Source organism: Microbulbifer okhotskensis (genome assembly GCF_023895975.1).
GTDB lineage: Bacteria > Pseudomonadota > Gammaproteobacteria > Pseudomonadales > Cellvibrionaceae > Microbulbifer > Microbulbifer okhotskensis.
Genome location: NZ_JALBWM010000282.1, coordinates 1 through 1,379, shown reverse-complemented (window position 1 = coordinate 1,379; position 1,379 = coordinate 1). Strand labels below are relative to the sequence as shown.

1 protein-coding gene is annotated in these 1,379 nt (G+C 45.3%); it reads right to left on the bottom strand.

The genetic code is table 11. From position 1 onward, the window contains the following. Positions 1 to 529 precede the first annotated feature (529 nt). The gene (locus MO867_RS22050; protein WP_252473174.1) at positions 530 to 1,342 is read right to left on the bottom strand and encodes a S41 family peptidase; all 813 of its coding nucleotides are present in this window, start codon (positions 1,340 to 1,342) and stop codon (positions 530 to 532) included. Positions 1,343 to 1,379 lie beyond the last annotated feature (37 nt).

Genomic DNA, 1,379 nt, shown 5'->3' with positions numbered 1-1,379 from the left:
TCCGGTATAGAGTATGGGGGCATGAGCAGTTACACAATTTAAATTACAGCCTCCAAATCAACGCCCAACAAGCAGGCAAGATGAAGTCCCCCTAAATGAACGGGCACAAGGCCCGTTTAAATTAAGTAAGAAATAATTATTCAGTGAAATTGACTAGGTAACACTTAGTGATTGACAGGCAATATTCAAATCCCAGCGCGTCTGGTCAGACAACTTAACCAACCAACATTGTTTTCCATCCGCTAAAAGTTGGAACCGCGTAGGCCTCCCCACCTCCCTACCCATAATTTCCATTTGCCGCAGACTCTTCTCAACAACCAAGATACTGCTTCTAGTTAACACACTGGGCCCTAATTGTATTTTTATATTGCCCATAGCCTCTGAAATCACTCCCTGTAATTCTTTTCTAATCTTAGGGGTAATTTCAGTGAGCCGTGCAGGTTTGGCTTCTTCGACAGCTGACTGAGAGCTACACCCCAGGCACATAACCACTATAGAGAATAACTTGATCAGTGCCATTACCTTCATATTACTTCACCATTATCCGGTTACTGCGGGAAATTTCTTTGGGCACACGAGCATTAAATATCGGGACACGTTTGTTGAAGCCAGATTCTGAAAACGCGCTAACCGCAACATCACCACAATCACCACCATCAACGTAGTTGAGCGCTGCGGCAAAACGCGCTTCGTTGGCATCACCCAAAAAATGATAGAAATCGTCACCTATTTCGCAACCCGGTAAATCGGCATCGGTATTGAAAATGCCATTTGGAACAAAACCATCGGAGTAGTCTCCAAACCCTTTTGCATTCACACCCGAAAACTGAATTGTGAAATAAGTAGTACCGCAATTATCCAACGGGTAGAAACCATAAGGTTTCCCACATGTGGTTTCGCCAATCTGGACAACTTCCACATCCACTCCACGCAAGCCATTAATAATTGCCTCGCTAGCCGAGCAGGTATTTTCACTGGTCAAAACAAACAAACGCGGCAGATTTAATGTTGGCAGCGAGCGCCCTGAAAGAGATTCATCAATAAGCCCCAAGCCCGTAGAGTGAAAGGGAGTTGGGTCGATAGGCACACCGGTAACCGGATTGGTTTCCGGGTGTTTATCATTGAATTCAACTCGCTCAAAAGCCCGACCCTGGGTGACATCACCAGCGATCATATATGCCAGCTCAGCCGCAATATCCAGGTAGCCGCCGCCGTTATAACGAAGATCTAATACCAGGTCCTCAACAGATTCGGATTTGAGCAGAGTTATCGCATCAACCAATTCCGCTTCTGCAGTAGCAATATGATCACTGAAGAGCATATAACCCCAGGGCTGTCCCATATAAATCAGCTTAAATCGTGACTGTAATTATCTTGTC